This window comes from Bacillus cereus group sp. BfR-BA-01311 (genome assembly GCF_022664295.1).
Classification (GTDB): Bacteria; Bacillota; Bacilli; order Bacillales; family Bacillaceae_G; genus Bacillus_A; species Bacillus_A cereus.
Genome location: NZ_JAKUHC010000001.1, coordinates 551,544 through 567,323, shown reverse-complemented (window position 1 = coordinate 567,323; position 15,780 = coordinate 551,544). Strand labels below are relative to the sequence as shown.

The window sequence follows — 15,780 nt, the reverse complement described above, 5'->3', positions numbered from 1 at the left end:
GTTCTGCTGTACGAATTGGATAGTTTTTGAATAAAAGTAATCCAATATAACCTGAAATAATACCAGTTATCATACTACATAAGAATCTTAGCATTATTTTCATTTAAAAATGATACAAGATGATCCAGAATAAAGTCTGGTAGCAATCCAAAGTTTAACACAGAAGCCATTGCAAGCATAGCATAAACAAGTGATATAACCATTGCTAATGCAACTAAATTTGCACCCGCTATTCCGCCTAGACTACCTGCTGATGTTCTGAACTCTTTTAAAGAGTGGTGTACCAATTAAATCTCCACCACCTTATTAATAAAAAGCTTCTACTAAGGAACTCGCAATAGCTACACTTGCTAATCATATCGTTTAGCTAAAAAGTGAAAAAGACTTATGACAAATAATAGTAATATCTTTCCTATTATAATTCTCGTGTTACTCTCTCATGATTTAGTCAACTTCACTTGTTACGATAATGACTAAAATACATGCGACTTATCATAAATTATAATCTGCCCTCATTATAGCTTGTTTTTTATAAAACGCTTACTTTTGTTGAATTTTAAAAGTTCTGAATAACATTCCATTTCTGCTATTTGTATCACTTGTATGTCATCTGACTTATATAACAGTTTTTCTAAATAATCATTATTTCGTATTTTTATCGTATATATTCAAACCATTCTAATTTTCTGTATCATCCAAGTATAAGTATAAAATAATAACAGTTTTATTTTTAAATTTTTTTAAACATAAAAAAATGGTAACCTGCCGTTACCATTTTTTACAAAATTATTATTTTTCTACTGGGAATGATTTCAAATCTGTCGCTATTTCTGTATTAGAAAACAACTCTCTTGCCTCTTTCAATAATTCCTTATATGTGTCTCCTTGATAGCGAGAACTAATGTGAGTTAAGATTAATCGCTTCGCATTTGCCTGAAGTGCAATGCTCGCAGCTTGCTTAGATGTAGAATGAAAATAATCATACGCTTGTTGCTCATCTTCTGCTGCGAAAGTCGCTTCATGGACAAGTACATCTGCATCTTGCGCAAGCTCCCTACTCGCTTCGCAATATCGCGTATCACCTAAGATAGTAATAATTCTTCCTTTTTGAGGTGGGCCGATAAACTCATTTCCATTTAATATCGTGCCATCCTCTAATTCAACTACTTCACCATCTTTTAAACGTTTAAAAATTGGACCTGGTTTCACACCCATCTCAAGCAACTTATCAACTAAAAGAGCACCTTGTATATCTTTCTCTACAATACGATATCCAAAGCATTCTATACCGTGTGACAATCTTTTCGTTTCTACATAAAATTCATTATCTTCAAATACGGTACCTTCTTCTGTTATCTCCACAACTTCAAGTGGATATTTCACATGTGTCGTACTTACCGATAATGCCACTTCAATAAATTGTTTAATTCCTTTCGGTCCATACACCGTTAAAGGCGTAGTTCCTCCTTGAAATGAACGGCTACCTAATAAACCAGGCAATCCAAAAATATGATCGCCATGTAAATGCGTAATAAATATTTTTTCAATGCGGCGCGGACGTACAGATGTATGTAATATTTGATGTTGCGTGGCCTCGCCACAATCAAATAACCAAGTTTGTCCTCGTTCTTCTAACAATTGTAAAGCAATTGCTGAAACGTTCCTTCCTTTTGAAGGAACACCTGCACCAGTTCCTAAAAATACAAATTCCACTTTCTTTCCTCCAGCTCTAAATATACTCTATCTCTCATCTTACGGAATGTTATTTCAAATGGCAAATTGAATTTACATAACCAAACATCTAGACAACTATATAACACGAACGTTATACTCGAAAAATTTAGCTATCGTTCGTATTTTGTGTTAAAATAATTATACTACATTTTAAGGGAGCGTTTTATTATGAAAGAAGTATTTCGTTTACAAACTGATTTTTCATCTTCATTTGATCGCTGGGTAAGTTCTTTCGTGTCTGATCACCCAGCACAATTAGAATGGACAACTTTAAAGGAATTAATCCATGAATATACAACATCACATACAAATGATACGTTACCAGCATATATTTCTTCAGCTTTAACATATTACGCCCAACGCGTTTCAACTACAAACAGTTCAGAGATTGTTATTTTTGAAAACCCTACAATCTCGTAATCTATAATAAAAAAGCACTGGTTACAGTGCTTTTTTATTTATACTTATTTAACAAATGATCATATTCCATCCAAAAGTCGGTATACATACTTCGCTCAAACTCATTTAAAATTATCTTTTCACTTGATTTATTGAATAATTCTTTTGCCTGTAGCGCAAAAGAAACAATTTGTTTTCTATTTTTGATTCTCAATATTTATAATAAAATTTTGTGGTACCATTACAAATTCCCCTTTTATAAAAATATTTATTTTCCATATTATTCATAATCAATATCATACATTTCATCCCACATATCTATTATAAATCCGTTTAATATTTTAAAAAACACAGATAAAAAGATATTGACACTACAATTTTACAGTGCTAACATTCAACATGTAATTGAATATGGTCTCTGTTAGGTGAGGCTCCTGTATAGAGAAACGCTGCTGCCCAAAAATGTCGAGAGACGCCAATGGGTCAACAGGAAAGGTCGGAATGAAGGCCTTTTTTAATGTAGCTGGTTTCAGTACCTATGCTATACAGTGCTAAAACTCAACGAGGGAGAGGTGCATGTATTTTGTCATACACAAAAACTGTTTTTATTTATGTCTACTAACAGTCTTTGTTGTGGACTCTTTTAACTGCGAATTCAGACCTTTACTCGTTTTGAGTAAAGGTCTTTTTACGTCTATATGCACCTTACTATGAAACAAACATAGCATATTCAGAAACTACTAAATTGTACGGAGGTGAGGAACAGTTGGCAATTGATGATTCGGCCCAGATACCCATACGTTTTACATTCATATTTCATCATGTAGGTAGGAAAGAAACTGTTCCTCACCATTTCAAATAGTTAGGTAACAGATTGTTTCCTCCTTCATGACAGAGGAGGAACTACCGATGTTTAATTTACAAAGACAAGAAACAAAGCATGCTTATGAGCAAGATAGCATGAAAACAAATAACGAATTATTAGTGGAGGTTGCAACACAAGATGTAAGCTCTGCGTTAAAACTTTTAGAAACAACACAAGATGGATTATCTAAACAAGAAGCGTCTCGTAGACTTTCTTTATATGGTCCGAACGAAATAGCTCATAATAAAATGGCACCATGGTACATTCAATTTCTGTCGGCATTTAAAAATCCATTTATTTTCGTTTTATTAGCTCTTGGAGCACTCTCCTTTTTCACGGATGATATGCAAGGAACAATTGTCGTATCTGCAATGGTACTACTTAGTGCAACAATTCGGTTTTCCCAAGAATTTCGTTCTCAAAAAGCTGCTGATAATTTAAAAGCTATGGTTCGAACAACTGCAAGCGTATTTAGAATAAATGGATTTGTACATGAAACAAAAAATGTAACGAATTTAAATCGAAATTACACAACAGAAATTCCAATTGAGGAACTTGTACCTGGCGATATCATTTCCCTTTCAGCCGGTGATATCGTTCCAGCTGATGTGCGTATTGTATCCGCTAAAGATTTATTTGTTAATCAATCTTCTTTAACAGGGGAAGCACTTCCTGTAGAAAAATACGAACACTGCTACCATACAGAAAATAAGCATATCTTACCGACAAACATGAAAAAAAATTACAATCCACTCGATATGGAAAACCTTTGTTTCATGGGAACAAATATTGTAAGTGGTAGCGCAAAAGCTGTTGTCATCTCAACAAGTACCGATACGTATTTCGGCTCTTTAGCCAATAAGGTAATTGGAAAGCGTGTAGAAACAAGCTTTGATAAAGGTGTAAACAAAGTAAGCTGGCTCTTAATTACATTCATGCTTATTATGGCACCTATTGTCCTTCTCATTAATGGATTCACAAAAGATGATTGGCAAGAAGCTTTCTTCTTCGCTATTGCCGTCGCTGTCGGCCTTACACCTGAAATGTTACCGATGATTGTAACTGCTAATTTAGCTAAAGGTGCCGTTAACATGTCTAAACAAAAAGTAATTGTAAAACAGCTAAATTCTATTCAAAACTTAGGTGCTATGAACATTCTTTGTACAGATAAAACCGGAACTTTAACAGAAGATAAAGTTGTCCTTGTTCGTCACTTAGATCCCAAGGGAAATGAATGCAATCGCGTCTTGCAATTTGCCTATTTAAATAGTTTCTATCAAACTGGATTGAAAAATTTAATAGATAAAGCTGTTATTAAGCATACAGAGGAAAACAATACATTTAATCCATCAGCTTTTCAAAAGCTAGATGAAATTCCATTCGATTTCGCCCGCCGGCGTATGTCAGTCATCGTAAAGGATATTTCAGGTGAACATACAATGCTTTGTAAAGGTGCCGTAGAAGAAATTTTATCAATTTGTAACTACACTGAAGTGGATGAAAAAATCGTTCCACTCACCGAGGAAATACGTTCAAATGTCAAAAAACTAAGTGAGACACTAAATAGTGAAGGTATGCGGGTTATTGCTGTGGCTTATAAAAAAGATAGAAGAATAAATGATACAGAGTACGCAGTAAAAGACGAAACTGATATGATTCTCGCTGGATATATCGGCTTTTTAGATCCACCGAAACCATCTGCAGCAGCTGCAATTCAAGCATTACAAAAACATGGTGTACAAGTGAAAATTTTAACTGGCGATAACGAAATTGTTACAAGAAAGGTTTGTAAAGAAGTTGGATTAGATATCTGCGAACCAATCCTCGGTTACGAGATTGATTCTTTACCAGATAAAGCATTAGCAAGACTTGCCGAAGAAACGACTGTATTTGCGAAGCTTAATCCAATGCAAAAATCTCGTATTATACACGCATTACAAGGAAATGGACACACTGTAGGTTACATGGGAGACGGCATTAACGATGCTGTAGCATTACGTGAAGCTGATGTCGGAATATCTGTTGATACTGCTACTGATATTGCGAAAGAAGCTTCCGATATTATTCTACTCGAAAAAAGTTTAACTATATTAGAAGCAGGGATTTTAGAAGGACGTACTACATTCGGAAATATTTTAAAATATATTAAGATGACAGCTAGCTCTAACTTCGGTAATGTGTTTAGCGTGTTAGTAGCAAGTGCTTTCATTCCTTTTTTACCGATGCTTGCCATTCATCTTTTAATTCAAAACTTACTTTATGATATTTCACAACTTTCTATTCCATGGGACAAAATGGATAAAGAGTTTCTAGAAAAACCACGAAAATGGGATACTGCAAACTTACGAAACTTCATTATTTGTATCGGCCCAATTAGTTCTATATTTGATATTATCACATACGTAGTCATGTGGAATGTATTTGGTGCAAATACATCGAGCGAGCAATCATTATTCCAGTCCGGTTGGTTTGTCGTTGGATTGTTAACACAAACTTTAATTGTTCACATGATAAGAACACAAAAGATTCCATTTATTCAAAGCACTGCATCAACACCAGTCGTTTTATTAACCGCTCTTATTATGGCAATCGGGATTTGTATTCCATTCTCACCACTTGGTGCGGCCGTTGGTTTACAAGCATTGCCACTTAACTATTTCCCTTGGTTAGTAGGAATACTATTAGGCTACGCTTTTTTAACACAATTCCTGAAAAAGCTTTATATTAAAAAGTTTCATAGCTGGTTGTAAAAATAAGAATGAGTGGGTATCCCCCGCTCATTCTAAAAAACATAACACATATTATATATGGAGGTGACCATGATGGTATGGTACGACATTGTATTCAGGTTAGTTATAGCAATTATTGTAGGAGCTTGCATTGGAATGGAAAGACAATGGAGACACCGAATGGCTGGGTTACGGACAAATGCTCTCGTATCACTTGGTGCCTGTATAATAGGAAAGGTGTCATGATTTTACTACTTCATGACACCTTCTACATAAACTTATTTTCTAACTTTTGTTGAAACGACTTCTCTTGCTTACGTAGTAGTTGACTACCTCGTTGTAAAATCGGTGTTCCATACTTATCGTTAATTTGATCAATAACAGCAAGTAGTGGTTCTTTTTTCGCATCCTCTTCAAATGAAAATAAATCTAATTGTTTCACCGATTCTGTCTTCCACTCTATTTCAGTAGCTGTAACACCTAGTAAACGAACGGAATCACCATCCCAATGTTGCTTCCATAAACGGGATGCTGCTTGAAAAATATCGCGTTCTTCCCAAATTGCATTTTTCAATTGCTTACTCCGTGTTACTGTTCGCCTATCATGGTATTTAATCATAATTTGAATATTATAGCTGACAAGGGTTCGCTTTTGTAATCTTTTACTCACTGATTTTGATAACCGTTCTAACATATCAAGTAATTCTTTCTCTTCATCCATATCCTTTGAAAAAGTCATCGAGTTACCGACACTTTTATGTTGGCCCATTTGACTCGGATCCACTTCCCTATCATCCGTACCTTTTGCACGCTTTTGTAAATCAATACCGTGCTTGCCAATTTTAGCGCGAATGATATGCTCGTCTCCCTTCGCTAACTGTTCAATTGTATGTATATGAATTTCATTTAATTTTTCAGCTGTTTTTTCTCCAATCCCATGCATTGCTTCAACTGAAAGTGGCCAAATCATTTCTGGAATATCACGTTTTCGAAGTACGGTAATACCGAGAGGTTTTTTCATATCAGAAGCTGTTTTTGCTAGGAAAAGATTTGGAGCGATTCCGATACTACACGGAAGCTGCAACTCTGTTAATAGTGCTTGTTGAATCATCTTTGCTATTTCAAGAGGCGAACCAAGTGCGTAGCAATCTGTAATATCTAAATATCCTTCATCTATTGAGACTGGTTGTATCTTTTCTGTAAAACGAGAAAGGACTTGAAACATTTGAAATGAAGCTTCGCGATATAATGTGAAATTAGGACGCCTTACAACTAATTGCGGGCATAACCTTTTCGCTTCCCAAAGGGGCATCGTCGTACGTATTCCGTATTCTCTCGCCTCATAACTACATGTTATAATAATTCCTTTTCTCTCTTTTTCATTTCCAGCAACCGCTAATGGCTTTCCTTGTAATGATGGATCATGAGCAATTTCAACAGATGCGAAAAAGCAATTCATATCTACATGTAAAATAACACGACCATTTTTCGGATACATTTCTCGCATAGTACTCACTCCCTAATCAGAACGTTCGTTCTTTTATTATATCAAATTTTGCACAATAGTTATAATAATTACTTGTTCTTTTTTATAATCGATATAAATCGAAACTTTAATCAACTCTCACTAATCGGACTTTTACGGGCAGCAGGGTCCCCACCTAACTTCTTTACTTTCGCTGAATTTTGAGGTAGGGGTCTTACTGTCCGGCAAATAGCGGGATAAACTCAACTATACATTCCTTGTAGTTATATTAATCATTGCAATTAATTATTTACTACTTCCGATTTTCAATATGAATACGTTAAGGTTATTCCCTCGTCTAGTACATGTAGCAACAACGTATATACTTCCATAGTTTTTCTTATATTCGCTTATACGTCTTGTCAAAGCAATCGAATCAAAATAAAAAGCGTGTAAATCATAATTGATTTACACGCTTTTTCTATTCCATTACTTCGCTACTTCTTCAATAATTGCAACAACTAATTCTGCTGTTTTTGCTAATTCTTCAACAGGAATCTTCTCGTTTGTTGTATGAATTTCTTCATAACCAACCGCTAAGTTAACTGTTGGGATACCATGTCCTGCAATTACGTTTGCATCACTTCCGCCACCACTTTGATGAAGAGAAGGTGTACGACCAATTTTTTCAGCTGCACGTTTTGCAACTTCTACAACGTGATCGCCATCAGCAAATTTAAATCCTGGGTACATAACGTTTACTTCAACGTCTGCATGACCGCCCATTTCTTTTGCAGTTGTTTCAAATGCTTCTTTCATTTTCGCAACTTGTGCTTCCATTTTCTCATTAATTAAAGAACGAGCTTCTGCAAAGATTTGTACATGATCGCAAACGATATTCGTTTGTGTACCACCTTCAAAACGTCCAATATTTGCAGTCGTTTCAGAGTCAATGCGACCAAGTGGCATCTTCGCAATTGCTTTCGCTGCGATAGTAATTGCAGATACACCTTTCTCCGGCGCTACACCAGCGTGAGCTGTTTTCCCGCGAATAATTGCGTTCACTTTCGCTTGTGTTGGAGCTGCAACAACGATTTCACCAACTTTTCCATCGCTATCTAATGCGTAGCCATATTTCGCTGTAATACGCTCACGGTCTAATGCTTTTGCACCAACAAGACCTGATTCTTCTCCGACTGTAATAATAAATTCTATTTTACCATGAGGGATATTTTTCTCTTTTAAAACACGGATTGCTTCGAACATTGATGCTAATCCAGCTTTATCATCCGCACCTAAAATTGTTGTACCATCTGATACGATATATCCATCTTTAATAGAAGGCTTAATTCCATTACCAGGAACTACTGTATCCATATGAGAAGTAAAGTAAATTGTATCAACACCATCTTTTGTTGCTGGTAAAGTACAAATTAAGTTACCTGCACCATGACCAGTTACAGCCATTGTGTCATCTTCAAATACTTCTACACCTAAATCTGTAAATTTCTTCGTTAATACTTTGCAGATTTCTGCTTCAAATTTCGTTTCAGAATCTACTTGTACTAATTCCATAAATTCATTTACTAAACGTTCTTGATTAATCATAAGACTGCGCCTCCTGCACTACCATTATGTATGTAACACTATTAATTATAACAGAATTTCGCAAAAGTTTCGAAATACAAGACAAAAAACAGATGGTTTACATATCTAGATAACCATCTGCTTTCTATTACTCATTTAACAATACCCAGCGCATATGATCTTCCCACACGCCATTTACCATTAACATCTTCCTAGACACGCCTTCATATTGAAAACCTATCTTCGTTACTACTTGTATAGATGCTAAATTACGAGGCATAATCGGAGCTTCTATACGATGTAACTGAAATTCCCCAAAAGCAACTTGAATTGCTTTTCTAAGCGCTTCTGTCGTATACCCTTTGTTTAACTCTGCTTTATCTAATTTATAACTGAGTACACAAGATTGATAAATGCCACGAACGATTAAATTAAATGAAATACACCCAATTATTTTCGTATCATCACCCTTTTTAAAAATCCATAGTCTGATGATTTTCCCTTCTTCGAACTCTTTTCTATCCTTTTGCAACTTTTTCTTTTGATAATCTAGCGTAAAAAAATCATCCGGTCTATACTCTTCCCAAGCTTTTAAAAATTCACGATTTCTGTCGTAATATTGAAGAACTGTTTCAGCATACGACTCATCAATTTCCCTTAAGTATAAACGATCTGTTTCGTATATTTTCATCATCGTATCTCCATTCTTCAGCTTGCCCAACTAAAAATTAACAATATACCCTTTTACTATATTCTCTATACACACTCAAATTTCCTGTTATATTTTGCAATCCCCTCCCGAATTTTGTCCTCACTCTCCCCTTGTCCATAATTTCATTTCTCGTTACAATGAAATTGTACTGATTTGCAAGGAGGTATAACGATGCATAAAAAAGCTCAAAAAGTTATGGTTTATGTGATGCTGATTTCTATGCTTGTAACAACATTACTTGCTGGCGCGAGTATGTTTTGGTAAAAAGGGCGATGTGTTCGTCCTTTTTTTACTTTTTACACATGACAAAATAAACCATCTCGACATCGAGATGGTTTATTTTATATAAAACACAATCGCTACAATACTAAAGGAAAATGACATTACAAGTGCTATTACAAAACTTGTATATTGTTTCTGCTGAAATGCTCCAATAACAAAAGTTAGATTAAGTAATGCCATACATACAATCGCTACAAGATAAGAACATATATTAAAAGTTGCCAATATGAATGTAATAACAAATAGAAATCCCATAAAAAACTGCATATACGAAAGTTTTGGATTCAAGTACATATGAGCAACCCCTTTATCTAATTTTATCTTTCTATATTCTCATTAACGCACGGTTATGTACACATGTCAAGACAACTTATTATAATAGAAAAAGCCAACCTTTTCGTTGGCTTTTTCATATGCAACGGCTCCTTTTTCTTTTGCCAATTGCTGAAATGATTTTTTCGATTTCACAATCCATACTTTCGTTCCAATTGGAATGCGATCAAACAAATATTCCACATCGTTTTTCTTCATTCTTATACACCCTTGTGAAATATACTTTCCAATTGAACTCGGTTGGTTTGTTCCATGTATTCCATATTTACTTCCATCAGTTCCTCTTGCATTAAATCCAATCCACCTTGACCCAAGTGGATTTTTTGGCGACCCACCTGGAATATCCTTCGCAATATAATACGGATCCTTCGCTTTCATTACAACATCAAAAGTTCCTTCTGGAGTTAATTCATTCGTTTTCCCTGTCGCTACTGGAAAAACCTTTTGAATCTTTCCATCGTCAATGTAAGCTAATTTATTCGTTGCTTTATTTACAATAATAAAAGGATCTCCGGCACGCGGATTATCCCCAAGAGGCCAAATCGGCGATAAAGAAAGACATAATATGATAGAGAGAAGATACGGCATAGATAATTCCTACCTTCTATATAAGTTCTTTTATATTATCCTTTCCCTTAAAGCGACTTTTAATGAGTAAATATTGTTCCATTTCATACACAAGTTGAACAAGTTTCGCACGTATCTCAAATTCTTCGCGTGTAGCTGGTAATGGCATGTCTCTAAATAATCCCCTCATTTCTTGAAGCTGCCTTAAGGAAATAACGCCAGTACTCTCAGGGCTAATAGCATTACCAATGTTTTCAACAACATCTGCAATCATATCAGCTTGTTCATATGTCCATGATAAAGAAGCTGCTAGTGGTATCATTCGCTCTAAAATTTCGAATTGTTGCATACGCATATTAAAATAACGATAGTAATAATCATCTTCTCGCATAAATGCATTCTCAAGTTTTTTAAACGATAAATCTCTTGCTTCATTTAACATATTCTCGGTTTCAATGAGTTCTGCCCCACTCCAACTACTTTCTCGATTTCGTAAATACACAACCATTTCAAACAAAATCGTTTTAAAATTGCTCTCTATTTTATCCTGATACTCTTTTAGCTTATTTTCACTACTCGGCATATACATATTTACTAATAACGCCACGCTAATCCCTATCGTTAATATAGCAATTTCATTTCCAACTATAAGCCATGTAATTTGCTTCAATGAATATAGATGCATAACAATAACTGAACTCGTGACAATGCCTTCTTGAATTTTAAGCATTACTGCAGTCGGAATAAATGTAAGTAACAATATGCTAATTGCAAGTGGTGTATAGCCGATCGTTTCAAAAATACAAAACGCGAATACCATTGATAATACACAAGCTAGAAAACGATGTAACGACACTTGAAGCGATTTGCGCTTCGTATTTTGTACACATAAAATAACTAAAATACCTGCTGAACTATAAAATTCCAACCCTAATAACTGAGCAATAAAAACTGCCGCGCCTGTCCCTATTGCTGTTTTTACTGTACGGTATCCAATTTTAAACATATCATTACTCCTATATGTATAAACGTATTTACAGCTAGTATAAAAAAAGGATGACACAATGTCATCCTTTTCTACTTATTATTCACATAACCTTTTCATATTACAATATTTTTTGTAAAAATTGTTGCGCACGTTCACTTTTCGGTGCTGCAAAAAATTCTTCTGGCGCACTATCTTCTACAAGCTTTCCTCCGTCTAAGAAAAGAACACGATCTGCCACTTCTTTTGCAAAGCCCATTTCATGTGTAACGATAGCCATCGTCATTCCTGTCGTAACTAACGATTTCATAACTTCTAACACTTCTTTCACCATCTCTGGATCTAGCGCCGATGTCGGTTCATCAAATAACATAACTTCGGGTTCCATTGCTAACGCTCTTGCAATTGCTACACGTTGCTTTTGTCCTCCCGAAAGACGATTTGGATACGTATCTTTTTTATCTACTAGTCCAACCTTTTCTAAAAGTTTCTCAGCTTTCTTTTCAGCTTCTTGCTTCGTTACCCCTTTTACATTGGTAGGAGCATACGTAATATTTTCTAATACAGTCATATGAGGAAATAAGTGAAAATGTTGAAATACCATACCGACATTTTCACGAACATGCATAACATTCGTTTTCGGATTCGTTACTTCTTCCGTTCCAATCCAAATGTGACCATCCGTTGGTGCTTCTAACATATTCATACAACGTAAAAATGTTGATTTTCCTGATCCAGAAGGTCCTATAATTGCAACTACTTCCCCTTTTTCAATCGTTGTTGTAATTCCTTTTAATACTTCGTTTTTACCAAATGATTTATGAAGGTTTTCAATTTTAATCACTTTTCTTCATTCTCCCTTCAATTGCCTTCCCGACTAATGTAAGAATAATGACTAACATATAATAAATCAGTCCAACAAAAAGTAATGGTTCAAGATATTTAAATGTCTCACCGCCTACGATGTAAGCACGACGCATTAAATCAGTCGCGCCTATTACTGTTACTACAGCCGATTCTTTCGTAAGTGTCGCAAATTCGTTCACAAGCGCTGGTAATATATTTTTTAATGCTTGAGGGAAAATAATATTTCTCATCATTTTTCCGTATGGTACCCCTAAAGCCATTGCTGCTTCTGTTTGTCCTTTATCCACCGCTTGAATACCAGCACGAATTACTTCTGACATGTATGCACCTGAATTCAAGCTAAATGCAAGTACAGCAGCTAAGAATGCTGGTATTTCATAACCAATTATTTGCGGGACACCGAAATAAATAATCATTAATTGCAATACAAGGGGTGTACCACGAAAAATTGATGTATAAAAATCTGCTGCTATATTTAATGCTCGTATTCTAGCAATTTTACAAAGTGCTAATAGCGTTCCTAAAATAAATCCTGCTAAAGCTGATACTGCTACAATTTTCAAAGTAACTTCTAAACCTTTTAGTATATATGGTATCGAAGGCGTAATCGCCGAAAAATCTAAGTTCATTCTTTTCATTCCCCTCACAGAAAAGTGAAAGGCAGCTTATTTTCCGCTGCCAAACCATTTCTTCACTAATTTATCCATTTCTCCATTTTCTTGCATTTTTTTAATTACTTTATTAAATTCAGCTGTTTTATCACTGTTTTTCGGAAGGGCAATTGCTGCTCCAACTTCTTCTGGCGCTTCTTTAATTTCAACTCCTTGTAAATCTTTCATTTTCTCTAAATAATTTTTAGCAACTGTGTCTTCTATAATTGCAGCGTCAAAACGACCAGCTTTAATTTCTTGTACGATTTCTGGTATACGGTCACGTCCCTCAACCTGGAAATCTACTTGTTTTTTAAATTCTGCTACTTTCTCTTCTTGAATAGACCCTGTTTGTACTCCTACTTTTTTCCCTTTTAAATCCTCTACAGATTTAATGTTAGAATTCTTTTTAGAAACGACCATATTTTTCGCAACAAAATAAATATCTGTAAAATCAACATTATTTTTACGCTCTGCAGTTGGCGTCATGCCTGCCATTACGAAATCAACTTTTCCTGAACTAAGAGATGCTAATAAACCACCAAAATCCATATCTTTCACTTTCACTTCATACCCAAGTTCTTTTCCGATATATTTAGCAACATCAACATCAAAGCCGATAATTTCATCGCTCTTTGACGCATCTACATATTCATAAGGTTTATAATCTGCTGAAGTTCCCATTACGAGTACTTTTTTATTTCCTTTTGTTTCTTTCGATTCCCCATTACTACAAGCGCTGAATATACTTACAATTAAAATAAGTGCAAACGATATTGATACTAACTTCTTCATCTTTCTTCCCCCTAATGATGTATATTTAAAAGTTTAATAGAATATTTATTCGATGTTTGTATTGTATCAGCACTTTTATTTTTATGCAATATATAAAATAAAAATAAATAACAAAACAATATAAATGCTATTTTTTATGTATAAAATGATGCATAAAATAACACAACTATGCATATTCCATAAATTTTAATAATAAATAAAAAAGGCGGCACATCCACTTGATTGTGGACGTGCCGCCTTTTCTCTTATTTTTTATAGTTCTTCACAATTCTCTTCAAAATATGATTGTAGTTTCGCAATAACTTGCATCGGTTCATGACCTTCAATTTCATGACGCTCTACCATCGTTACAATTTTTCCATCTTTTAATAAAGCAAATGATGGAGAAGAAGGTGGGTACCCTTCGAAATATTCACGCGCTCTTGCTGTCGCTTCTTTATCTTGACCTGCAAACACCGTTACAAGGTGGTTAGGACGTTTATCATAATGTACGGAATGCGCAGCAGCAGGACGAGCAATACCACCTGCACAACCACATACAGAGTTTACCATTACAAGTGTTGTTCCATTTCTTTTAAACGCTTCTTCTACCGCTTCTGGCGTCGTCAATTCTGTATATCCAGCAGAGACAATCTCTTCACGCGCTTGGCGGACAACATCATTCATAAAAAAGTTAAAATTAATCACTCTTTTCCCTCCTCTAAAACTACCTATTTGTATCTTACCAGTTAATGTTTATGAAATACAAGTAAGTTTACTTGTATTTAAGTATAGAAAAGGTGTTAGAGCACTTGCTCTAACACCTTTTCTTTAATGACCACGATGTTTTTGCTTTGCTTTTTGTACTTTCATTAAACGTCTTCTTTCTTTTTCAGCTTCTCGCTTCTCCTTAGACTGCACTTTCTTTTCTTGTTTATGCAAGTCATAAGATAAACTAATCGCCTCTTGCGCCTTAGTAAAACGTTTAACATTTGTTTCTTTTGCTGCTTGTCGTATGATACGCTTTATGTTTTTAGGACGCTGTTTTTCTTTAACTTCTACACCACATTTTGCAAAATGCTGAAAATGCTCTAAAAGTGAACTATTCACAAACATAAGCACTTCTTCATCTGACGGTTCTGCCCCAAAAATATACCTCGACCCATACAATTTCCCTTGTTCTTTGCATGTAATAATTCCAACAAAAAATTGGCCATCGTGATATACTGTCAAATCCATTGACAGCCCCTCCTTTAAAAAATTAGAAATACGGGACATCCCGGAGGGGAAGGTTACTGACATGAAATCATGCGTCTGGACTACCAACCAGAACTGTGTTTTTGTATTTCTTTCACTATGATTATATCTTTTTTTCCATAATCTTCATATATTCAGCAATCATTTTTTTATGCGATCCTACAATATAGTCAGGTAGTTCTGTTACTGAAAAGAATTTAAGCTGAACTGCTTCTTCTTTATTCATAACAAAATCCCCTTCGTATTCATCCGTATAATAGGCGGTTGTTACAGATTGAAATTCATCACCGTTTGCTAATTTTGTAAAGTAGTTCGCTCCAGAAAATACATTGATTAGTCGCAAGTTCTTCACTTTTATTCCTGTCTCTTCATATACTTCACGATAAGCTGTTTCTTCTGGTGATTCACTAAGCTCCATTAGCCCGCCAGGTAGCCCCCATTTTCCGTACGGCTCTGTCCGCTGCTGCAATAAAACATATCCATTTTCATTTATAACGAGTACAACAGCACCAACTAAAATTAAAGGGCGATGACCAACTATTTTTCGTAATTCTTCTACATATCCCACCGTATC

The 15,780-nt window shown here is 35.0% G+C and carries 17 protein-coding genes, 2 pseudogenes and 1 riboswitch; of the genes and pseudogenes, 4 read left to right on the top strand and 15 right to left on the bottom strand.

The features are described from left to right. Positions 1–74: 74 nt before the first annotated feature. Together MR136_RS03050 and rnz are read right to left on the bottom strand one after the other, a co-directional pair. A complete protein-coding gene (locus MR136_RS03050) occupies positions 75–287 on the bottom strand; it encodes a hypothetical protein (RefSeq protein WP_000233385.1) in 213 nt (70 codons plus the stop codon). A gap of 502 nt (positions 288–789) precedes the next feature. Continuing rightward, the gene (gene rnz / locus MR136_RS03045) at positions 790–1,713 is read right to left on the bottom strand and encodes a ribonuclease Z (protein ID WP_000397455.1); all 924 of its coding nucleotides are present in this window, start codon (positions 1,711–1,713) and stop codon (positions 790–792) included. Positions 1,714–1,902: 189 nt separating this feature from the next. Here rnz and MR136_RS03040 point away from each other — a divergent pair, with 189 nt between their 5' ends. Next, entirely contained in the window at positions 1,903–2,154 is a 252-nt protein-coding gene (locus MR136_RS03040; protein WP_000665709.1) for a DUF3932 family protein, read from the top strand. A gap of 34 nt (positions 2,155–2,188) precedes the next feature. Here the strand turns inward: MR136_RS03040 and MR136_RS03035 are convergent. Next, positions 2,189–2,332: pseudogene (locus MR136_RS03035) on the bottom strand (DNA polymerase IV); the annotation flags it as partial. 211 nt (positions 2,333–2,543) lie between these two features. After that, positions 2,544–2,711: riboswitch (M-box (ykoK) riboswitch) on the top strand. A gap of 331 nt (positions 2,712–3,042) precedes the next feature. On the opposite strand from MR136_RS03035, the gene mgtA reads away from it, so the two are divergent. After that, positions 3,043–5,748 (top strand): magnesium-translocating P-type ATPase, encoded by a 2,706-nt coding sequence (gene mgtA, locus MR136_RS03030; RefSeq protein WP_242259254.1) that lies wholly within the window; start codon positions 3,043–3,045, stop codon positions 5,746–5,748. 72 nt (positions 5,749–5,820) lie between these two features. Continuing rightward, positions 5,821–5,955: pseudogene (locus MR136_RS03025) on the top strand (MgtC/SapB family protein); the annotation flags it as partial. Between the two features lie 40 nt (positions 5,956–5,995). Here MR136_RS03025 and MR136_RS03020 read toward each other — a convergent pair. From MR136_RS03020 to MR136_RS03010, 3 genes are all read right to left on the bottom strand, one after another. After that, positions 5,996–7,234: a DNA polymerase IV gene (locus tag MR136_RS03020; RefSeq protein ID WP_001208858.1), complete on the bottom strand. Its 1,239-nt coding sequence runs from the start codon at positions 7,232–7,234 to the stop codon at positions 5,996–5,998. A gap of 447 nt (positions 7,235–7,681) precedes the next feature. Further along, positions 7,682–8,800 (bottom strand): tripeptidase T, encoded by a 1,119-nt coding sequence (locus MR136_RS03015; RefSeq protein WP_000609803.1) that lies wholly within the window; start codon positions 8,798–8,800, stop codon positions 7,682–7,684. 127 nt (positions 8,801–8,927) lie between these two features. Continuing rightward, the gene (locus MR136_RS03010) at positions 8,928–9,473 is read right to left on the bottom strand and encodes a GNAT family N-acetyltransferase (RefSeq protein WP_001987197.1); all 546 of its coding nucleotides are present in this window, start codon (positions 9,471–9,473) and stop codon (positions 8,928–8,930) included. Between the two features lie 189 nt (positions 9,474–9,662). Between MR136_RS03010 and prli42 the strand changes: the two genes are divergently transcribed. Next, positions 9,663–9,755 carry a stressosome-associated protein Prli42 gene (gene prli42 / locus MR136_RS03005; protein ID WP_000549040.1) on the top strand — a complete coding sequence of 31 codons (93 nt, stop codon included), beginning with the start codon at positions 9,663–9,665 and terminating at the stop codon, positions 9,753–9,755. A 72-nt stretch (positions 9,756–9,827) separates the two neighbouring features. Here the strand turns inward: prli42 and MR136_RS03000 are convergent, their stop codons facing one another. From MR136_RS03000 to MR136_RS02960, 9 genes are all read right to left on the bottom strand, one after another. After that, positions 9,828–10,067, bottom strand: a complete 240-nt coding sequence (locus MR136_RS03000; protein WP_000281167.1) for a DUF3894 domain-containing protein — start codon at positions 10,065–10,067, stop codon at positions 9,828–9,830. A 66-nt stretch (positions 10,068–10,133) separates the two neighbouring features. Next, positions 10,134–10,694: a L,D-transpeptidase gene (locus MR136_RS02995; protein WP_001146566.1), complete on the bottom strand. Its 561-nt coding sequence runs from the start codon at positions 10,692–10,694 to the stop codon at positions 10,134–10,136. Positions 10,695–10,710: 16 nt separating this feature from the next. Further along, positions 10,711–11,679 carry an aromatic acid exporter family protein gene (locus MR136_RS02990; RefSeq protein WP_000472673.1) on the bottom strand — a complete coding sequence of 323 codons (969 nt, stop codon included), beginning with the start codon at positions 11,677–11,679 and terminating at the stop codon, positions 10,711–10,713. A gap of 100 nt (positions 11,680–11,779) precedes the next feature. After that, positions 11,780–12,502 carry an amino acid ABC transporter ATP-binding protein gene (locus tag MR136_RS02985; RefSeq protein ID WP_000590206.1) on the bottom strand — a complete coding sequence of 241 codons (723 nt, stop codon included), beginning with the start codon at positions 12,500–12,502 and terminating at the stop codon, positions 11,780–11,782. Further along, complete coding sequence (locus MR136_RS02980) at positions 12,495–13,154, bottom strand: amino acid ABC transporter permease (protein ID WP_001046916.1); 660 nt, start codon at positions 13,152–13,154, stop codon at positions 12,495–12,497. Before MR136_RS02980 ends, MR136_RS02985 begins: the two co-directional genes overlap by 8 nt. A 36-nt stretch (positions 13,155–13,190) precedes the next feature. Then, complete coding sequence (locus tag MR136_RS02975) at positions 13,191–13,970, bottom strand: transporter substrate-binding domain-containing protein (RefSeq protein WP_061457697.1); 780 nt, start codon at positions 13,968–13,970, stop codon at positions 13,191–13,193. 252 nt (positions 13,971–14,222) lie between these two features. Then, positions 14,223–14,636, bottom strand: a complete 414-nt coding sequence (locus MR136_RS02970; protein ID WP_001979317.1) for a BrxA/BrxB family bacilliredoxin — start codon at positions 14,634–14,636, stop codon at positions 14,223–14,225. Positions 14,637–14,780: 144 nt separating this feature from the next. Continuing rightward, entirely contained in the window at positions 14,781–15,188 is a 408-nt protein-coding gene (locus MR136_RS02965) for a YjdF family protein (RefSeq protein ID WP_017673568.1), read from the bottom strand. 121 nt (positions 15,189–15,309) lie between these two features. Next, on the bottom strand, positions 15,310–15,774 hold the full coding sequence (locus tag MR136_RS02960) for an NUDIX hydrolase (protein WP_000542551.1): 465 nt from the start codon (positions 15,772–15,774) through the stop codon (positions 15,310–15,312). Positions 15,775–15,780 lie beyond the last annotated feature (6 nt).

Bases quoted from the DNA above. Each gene is read 5' to 3' on its own strand.
- MR136_RS03015 (WP_000609803.1), bottom strand. From the start codon at position 8,800: ATGATTAATCAAGAACGTTTAGTAAATGAATTTATGGAATTAGTACAA.
- MR136_RS02990 (WP_000472673.1), bottom strand. From the start codon at position 11,679: ATGTTTAAAATTGGATACCGTACAGTAAAAACAGCAATAGGGACAGGC.
- MR136_RS02995 (WP_001146566.1), bottom strand. From the start codon at position 10,694: ATGCCGTATCTTCTCTCTATCATATTATGTCTTTCTTTATCGCCGATT.
- MR136_RS03020 (WP_001208858.1), bottom strand. From the start codon at position 7,234: ATGCGAGAAATGTATCCGAAAAATGGTCGTGTTATTTTACATGTAGAT.
- MR136_RS03040 (WP_000665709.1), top strand. From the start codon at position 1,903: ATGAAAGAAGTATTTCGTTTACAAACTGATTTTTCATCTTCATTTGAT.
- prli42 (WP_000549040.1), top strand. From the start codon at position 9,663: ATGCATAAAAAAGCTCAAAAAGTTATGGTTTATGTGATGCTGATTTCT.
- MR136_RS03010 (WP_001987197.1), bottom strand. From the start codon at position 9,473: ATGATGAAAATATACGAAACAGATCGTTTATACTTAAGGGAAATTGAT.
- MR136_RS02980 (WP_001046916.1), bottom strand. From the start codon at position 13,154: ATGAACTTAGATTTTTCGGCGATTACGCCTTCGATACCATATATACTA.
- MR136_RS02975 (WP_061457697.1), bottom strand. From the start codon at position 13,970: ATGAAGAAGTTAGTATCAATATCGTTTGCACTTATTTTAATTGTAAGT.
- MR136_RS02970 (WP_001979317.1), bottom strand. From the start codon at position 14,636: ATGAATGATGTTGTCCGCCAAGCGCGTGAAGAGATTGTCTCTGCTGGA.
- MR136_RS03000 (WP_000281167.1), bottom strand. From the start codon at position 10,067: ATGTACTTGAATCCAAAACTTTCGTATATGCAGTTTTTTATGGGATTT.
- mgtA (WP_242259254.1), top strand. From the start codon at position 3,043: ATGTTTAATTTACAAAGACAAGAAACAAAGCATGCTTATGAGCAAGAT.
- MR136_RS02965 (WP_017673568.1), bottom strand. From the start codon at position 15,188: ATGGATTTGACAGTATATCACGATGGCCAATTTTTTGTTGGAATTATT.